Below are 6,926 nucleotides of genomic sequence, written 5' to 3'. Positions count from 1 at the left end.
CTTACTGATTATGACTGGCTAGATAAAAAAGATGAAAAGCAAGCTATCTATTGCTGGGAGTATCTGAGAAATAAAAATATGATCCCCTTTTATTTAAAACCATATAACACTGCAATGAGAATACAGATGATCATTGCATGCATGGATAGTTGGGACACTGGAGTTGAAGAAAAATATTTCTTTATTCAGAAAATGAAGCATGCTTGGCAGCAGGCTGTTTCATCACGTAAAAAAGACAAAAAGTAGATCAAGTTAATAATTTTCAGATATATATCATCCCTTTGAACATACCAGATTAACGGTGGAATCTCACGATTCTGCCGTTTTTGTATTATTTTTCAGAGGAGTAGTAATGAACAATTCTGAAGGATTGAAGCCGTTTCAGCAATCGCTCGCTGGTCTGCCACAGTGGGTGTCTGAACGTATATTGCAGCAGATAAATCAGTTAACCCGCTACGAGCCAGTGATCGGCATTATGGGTAAAACCGGTGTTGGGAAGAGCAGTCTGTGCAATGCCCTGTTTGCCGGAGATATATCACCGGTCAGCGATGTGGCTGCATGTACCCGTGAGCCACTGCGCTTTCGCCTGCAAGTCGGCGACCGCTATATGACGCTGGTGGACCTGCCCGGCGTGGGCGAAAGTGGTGCTCGCGATACCGAGTATGCTGCGATGTACCGCGAACAAGCCACTGCGCTTTCGCCTGCAAGTCGGCGACCGCTATATGACGCTGGTGGACCTGCCCGGCGTGGGCGAAAGTGGTGCTCGCGATACCGAGTATGCTGCGATGTACCGCGAACAACTCCCCCGGCTCGACCTGGTTCTGTGGCTGATTAAGGCCGATGACCGGGCGCTGGCGGTGGATGAACATTTTTATCATCAGGTGATTGGAGAGGTATACCGGCATAAGGTGCTGTTTGTTATCAGCCAGTCGGATAAGGCCGAACCCACCAGCGGTGGGGGACCGTTGTCCACGGCGCAGAAGCAGAATATCAGCCGTAAAATCTGTCTGCTGCATGAGCTGTTCCAGCCCGTACATCCGGTGTGTGCCGTGTCGGTCCGTCTTCAGTGGGGACTGCGGGTGATGGCCGAGCGAATGATTAAGTGCCTGCCACGTGAGGCCACCAGCCCGGTGGTGTCGCAACTCCAGTCTTCCTTTCGCACGACGGTAGTCCGGGAACAGGCTCGTAGCGATTTTGGTGAAACCATCGGGGCCGTACTCGATAGCATCAGTGCCTTTCCCCTGATACCCGCCCCGGTGCGGGCCGTCATTCAGGCCGTGCGCACCACCGTGGTGTCAGTGGCCCGTGCCGTCTGGGATTTCTTCTTCTGAGTATTTAACCCATCCCTGTTACTTCCCTGCCCCTGTCGCCGATGCGACGGGGATTTCTTTTATTTGTTTTCCCATTATGAGGAGTCTGCTTATGACCCGTCTGGCTTCGCGCTTTGGCGCAGCAAACCTTATCCGTCGCGACCGTCCGTTAACCCGTGAAGAGCTGTTTCGCGTAGTGCCCAGTGTATTCAGTGAGGACAAACACGAGTCCCGTAGTGAGCGTTATACCTATATACCCACCATCTCCCTGCTCGACAGCCTACAGCGAGAAGGCTTCCAGCCATTCTTTGCCTGTCAGACCCGCGTGCGTGACCCGGGTCGTCGTGAACATACAAAGCATATGCTGCGCCTTCGTCGGGAGGGGCAGATTACCGGTAAGCAGGTGCCGGAAATCATTTTGCTGAATTCACATGATGGCACCAGTTCGTACCAGATGTTGCCGGGACTATTTCGCGCAGTTTGTCAGAACGGGCTCGTCTGTGGTGAGTCGTTTGGCGAGGTGCGGGTGCCGCACAAGGGGGACGTGGTGAGTCAGGTAATTGAAGGCGCGTATGAGGTACTGGGCATTTTTGACCGTGTGGAGGAGAAGCGGGATGCGATGCAGTCGTTGCTGTTGCAGCCTCCTGCGCAACAGGCACTGGCACAGGCTGCACTGACGTACCGGTTCGGGGAGGACCACCAGCCGGTTGCGCCGTCACAGGTGCTCTCCCCGCGCCGCTGGCAGGATGAGAGTAACGACCTGTGGACCACGTACCAGCGTATTCAGGAGAACCTGATTAAGGGCGGGCTCAGTGGTCGTAGCGCAAAAGGCGGGCGCACGCATACCCGTGCCGTGCGGGGCATAGACGGTGATGTGAAGCTTAACCGGGCACTGTGGGTGATGGCGGAAGCGATGCTCAGTGGTTTTCGGCCTGCGTGAGTTCACACTTTGCATCAGATAACGTTACGGCGGTGTTAATAAATGACACTCCCTGTCATTTTTGGTGGGAATTTTTGCCGAGTATTTCACCGAAAAATGGCGCAGGCCTGACAGATTCAGGCTTCAGGCCTCCCTCAAAATAGCGGCTCCAACAGACATATCCTGACAACCCCCTCCTTTAGAATCTCATGTCTTTCAACCGGTTAACCTGCACGGAGGAACCATCATGCCACCGACAGAGCGTCGCTACGACAGACTGGCGGTCAGGCTGTCGTTGATTATCAGCCGCCTCGTAGCGGGTGAAACGCTGGATATGCAAAAGCTCGCGACCGAGTTTGACGTGTCAGTCCGCACCCTCTACAGAGACTTTCGTGAACGGCTGATTTATCTGGATCTCGAATGCCATCAGGGCTGCTATCGCCTACGGACAGGGGCCGGGCCGCAGGGCGAGCTGGATGTCCTGACGTTTGCCCACCGTACCGGCATCGCCGGCCTCTTTCCGGGGCTGGACCGTCGGCTGGTGAGCCTGCTGCTGAACTGCGAGGGTGCCCCCTGCCTGACCGGAGATGCGGTTTCTGTGGGCTCACCTGCGACCCAGCTGTCCTTTTACCGGCTGGTACAGGCTATTACCACCTGCCAGCGCGTCACGTTGCTGACTGACGGAAATCGTTGCGAAAGACTGGCCCCTTACAGGCTGATTGCCCAGCAGAGCCACTGGTACTTGGTTGCGGAGCATCACGACCGTCCGGTGGTGTTTTCGCTCAGTGATATTCACCTTGTGCAGCCCCTCACTGAGAGTTTTAAACGCAACGAGCGCTTTTACCGACTGACAGAAGATTTAAGTTTTATCCGAGCACTGCCGCATTTTCAGTTTATTCAACAGGCAATCACCAACATAACTACAACCTAAAGGAAATCAGCTTCTTGCCGATACCCTTTTAGGGGAAATTCTACACACAACAAGGTATTTATGATGAAGCGAAACCTGAACACCAGCTACCGGCTGGTATGGAACGAAGTTTTGGGAGCATTTGTTGTTGTCTCAGAATTGGCAAAAGCAAAAGGAAAGCGCAGCACTGCTGTTCTCGCGCTGGCAGTTGCCGGACTGGTGGCAAGCCCTGCGGCACTGGCTGATGATGCGCCGGGAAACACCCGTACGGTAGCGGCCGGTGAGGTAGTCAATGGTGCGGTGATCGGCAATCACGACTCACAGATCGTTTTCGGTAAGACAAACAACACAGTCATCAACACAGGCCTGGAGTTCGGTGCTGATAATGATGACAACAGCGGTGGTCAGTGGGTACAGACGGGGGGCGTGGCAAACCAGACCACCATTAATAATAGCGGGCTGCAGGGTGTACTGGCTGGCGGCAGCGCCACAGACACCACAGTCAACAGCGGTGGTGGTCAGAGCGTGCATGGTCAAGCTTCAGATACCACGCTTGACGGTGGTACACAGTGGGTACACAGCGGCGGTATTACCTCCGGCACGATCATTAATAAAGACGGGGCTCAGCTGGTAAAAGCTGGAGCGCAGGCTACCGGTAGTGTGGTGAATACCGGAGCACAGGGTGGTCCCGATGCAGAGAACAACGACGGGCAGTGGGTTGCCGGTACCGCAACTGATACCACCATTAATAACGATGGTCGTCAGATTATTGCCGCTGGTGGCCTCGCTACCAGCACAGTGATTAAAGCGGACGGCGACCAGAGTGTGCACGGTTCGGCAATTAATACCCTGCTGGAAGGTGGCTTCCAGTACGTTCATGAAGGTGCCAGCGCCGAAGGTACAGTGATTAGCCAGAACGGCTGGCAGGTGGTGAAGAACGGAGCGACGGCAACGGATACCACTATCCTTAATGGTACTGGCACCGAGGTGGCAAACGGCAACAGCGCATCCTCGCAGAGTGTGCAGGCTGGTGGCTCTGCCCTGAACACCACTATCGGTGATGATTCACCCTCCGGCGAATTGCTGACCGACCTGTCGTATCAGATGGTGGATGGTGGACGTGCGGAAAATACCACCATCAATAATGGCGGGGTACAGTCGGTTTTTGCCGGTGGTACAGCTATCGGCTCGGTCGTGAATCGTGGTGGTCGGCTGGAAGTGTCCATCTGGCAGGATGAACCTGTTGCCGGGAAAACGGCAGTGGCCGGGTCGGCGAATAACGTCACAGTGGAAGCGGATGGCATATTGTCGGTGGATGCGGGCACTTCCGCGACGGATGTGGTCATCAAACAGGGCGGTGCATTATGGGCGACCACCGATTCCACGGTTACCGGGACGAACAGTCTTGGGGATTTCTTCATTGATGGCACCACGCATATCGCTACCAATGTCCTGCTGGAAAACGGCGGGCGTCTTGATGTACTAGGCAATGGCATCGCCGATACCACTACGGTTAATCAGGGCAGTATTCTGGCCGTCGCGACCGGTGGTAAGGCGCAGAACATCGTAATGCATGACGGCGGTGTGCTGATTGCCGATACCGGTGCAACGGTCAGCGGTACGAACACCACCGGCGCATTCGGCATTGACGGCGCAACCGGTAAGGCCAGCAACCTGCGTCTTGATAACGGCAGTCAGTTCACGGTACTGGGTAACGGCAGTGCGGATAACACCACAGTGGGTGCAGGCAGTACACTGAATGTGGCCCAAGGTGGCACGCTTACTGGTACCACCACATTTGGCGACGGTGCATCGCTGACAGGGAGTGCCACCAATAGCGGACAACTGCACTTCAGCAACGGTAACGCAGCCATCAGCGGTTCGGTAAGTGGTGACGGGCAATTACTCAAAGAGGGTAACGGTACCCTGACGGTCAGCAATGGCACGTTGTCTCAGTCACAGGTAACCCTGAATCAGGGAACGCTGGCGCTGAACAATGCGATCATCAACAGCGATATCATCGCACAGTCTGGTACCCAAGTGCGCCTGACTGGCAACTCGGTGATGAACGGCGCGATTGACCCGACTGACGTCACCCTCGACAGCGCTGCCAGCTGGAATATTCAGCGTGGGGCGGCAGTGAAATCGGTGCTCGATAACCTCGATAACGCCGGAACCATCAGTTTTACTCCAGCCACCGGTAGTCAATTTGTCCCGGAAACACTGACGGTCACCAATCTGACGGGCCGTAACGGCACCATCAACATGTCGATTCGTCTTGATGACCCGGCCTTCCCGACCGATATGCTGGTCATTGACGGCGGACAGGCAACCGGCAAAACTTGGCTGAACTTCACCCATACCGGTGATGCAGGGCTGGGCCTAGCAACAACCGGCAACGGCATCAAAGTGGTGGATGCGATTAACGGAGCCACCACTGAAGCCGGAGCCTTTGCGCTGGGCCGCAAATTGCAGGCCGGGGCGTACAACTACACCCTGAGCCACGGCAGTGCCGATGAAAACTGGTACCTCACCAGTGAAGCGGGTTACCGTGCCGAAGTGGCGCTGTACGCCTCTTTGTTTGCGCAGAGTATGGATTACGACCGTGCATTGGCGGGAACATACAGTCAGCGCAGCAGCGCCGTGAACGACCAAGGGATCTGGGGACGTATTCAGGGCGGGCATACCGGGCGTGATGGTAACGGCGGCATTGCACAGGGCGACACCCCGGAAAGCAGCGGCAGCTACGGTTTTATGCAGCTTGGTGGTGACTTGTTCAAGCATGATACCGGTACACTTTCCCTAACCACTGGTCTGTATGGCGCAGTAGGCCAATCGTCGGTGGATGTGAAAAACGACGATCGCTCTGCAGCAGGCAGCGTGCGTGACACGGTGTACAGCATCGGCGGCTATCTGACAGCAGTTCATGATGCCAGTGGATTGTGGGCAGATATCGTGGCACAAGGCTCCCGTCACAGCCTGAAAGCCAACTCTTCGGATAACCGTTTTGATACTGACGGCACTGGCTGGCTGGCCTCTGTGGAAACCGGTCTACCGTTTAACATCAGTCAGGGATTGGTGCTGGAGCCACAACTGCAGTACATCTGGCAAGGACTGTCTCTGGATGATGGGCATGACAACGGCGGTTACGTGAACTTTGGTGACGGCAGTGCGCAGCATGTCCGCGCCGGTATCCGTTTTGGCAGTTCGTCTGAAATGGACTTCGGTCAGGGTACCTCTGCGGTCACAGGGTTTGCTGACAGCATGAAGCGCAGCGCAAGTGAGCTTCCGGTGAACTGGTGGGTACGTCCGTCGGTCATCCGCACGTTCAGTTCCGATGGCGATATGAGCATGGGCACGGCGACTGCAGGCAGCAATGTCAGCTTCACCCCGTCTCAGAAAGGCTCGTCGCTTGACCTGCAGGCGGGTATTGACGCACGAGTACGGCAGAATGTCACACTGGGCGTGCAGGGCGGTTATACCCGCAGCGTCAGCGGTAACAGCGTTGACGGTTACAACGGTCAGGCCACACTGAAAGTCACCTTCTGATAATCCTGCCACTCTAACCAGAGTGGTATCAGTAGTCCTCACAGCCCCTGTTGCTCTGGCAACAGGGGCTTTTTGCATTTAAGGAGGCATATGCCTGAATCTCACTTACTGCCACCGGGACCCTTCACCCGGAGACAAGCGCAAGCGGTCACTACCACGTACAGCAATATCACACTCGAAGACGACCAGGGCAGTCACTTCCGTCTGGTGGTTCGTGATACTGAAGGCCGGATGGTCT

4 protein-coding genes and 3 pseudogenes are annotated in these 6,926 nt (G+C 55.4%); all 7 read left to right on the top strand.

All coding sequences use genetic code 11. The features are described from left to right. Nucleotides 1–246, top strand: a pseudogene (locus FHC49_RS04955) (hypothetical protein); the annotation flags it as partial. Nucleotides 247–352: 106 nt separating this feature from the next. After that, nucleotides 353–634, top strand: a pseudogene (locus FHC49_RS24610) (GTPase family protein); the annotation flags it as partial. A gap of 52 nt (nt 635–686) precedes the next feature. Then, nucleotides 687–1,331: pseudogene (locus FHC49_RS04950) on the top strand (GTPase family protein); the annotation flags it as partial. Nucleotides 1,332–1,422: 91 nt separating this feature from the next. After that, nucleotides 1,423–2,250: a DUF932 domain-containing protein gene (locus tag FHC49_RS04945; RefSeq protein WP_000197390.1), complete on the top strand. Its 828-nt coding sequence runs from the start codon at nt 1,423–1,425 to the stop codon at nt 2,248–2,250. A 226-nt stretch (nt 2,251–2,476) separates the two neighbouring features. Next, nucleotides 2,477–3,160: a YafY family protein gene (locus FHC49_RS04940; protein WP_001135318.1), complete on the top strand. Its 684-nt coding sequence runs from the start codon at nt 2,477–2,479 to the stop codon at nt 3,158–3,160. Nucleotides 3,161–3,220: 60 nt separating this feature from the next. Further along, nucleotides 3,221–6,688, top strand: coding sequence for an AIDA repeat-containing protein (locus FHC49_RS04935; RefSeq protein ID WP_220439016.1), 3,468 nt, complete (start codon nt 3,221–3,223; stop codon nt 6,686–6,688). A gap of 90 nt (nt 6,689–6,778) precedes the next feature. Beyond that, nucleotides 6,779–6,926: DUF905 family protein (locus FHC49_RS04930; RefSeq protein WP_220439018.1), on the top strand; the 148-nt coding region annotated here is incomplete at its 3' end.

It is taken from the genome of Kluyvera sp. EC_51, from assembly GCF_019584505.1.
Taxonomy (GTDB): domain Bacteria; phylum Pseudomonadota; class Gammaproteobacteria; order Enterobacterales; family Enterobacteriaceae; genus Kluyvera; species Kluyvera sichuanensis.
This window is presented reverse-complemented; position numbering and strand designations above follow the sequence as displayed.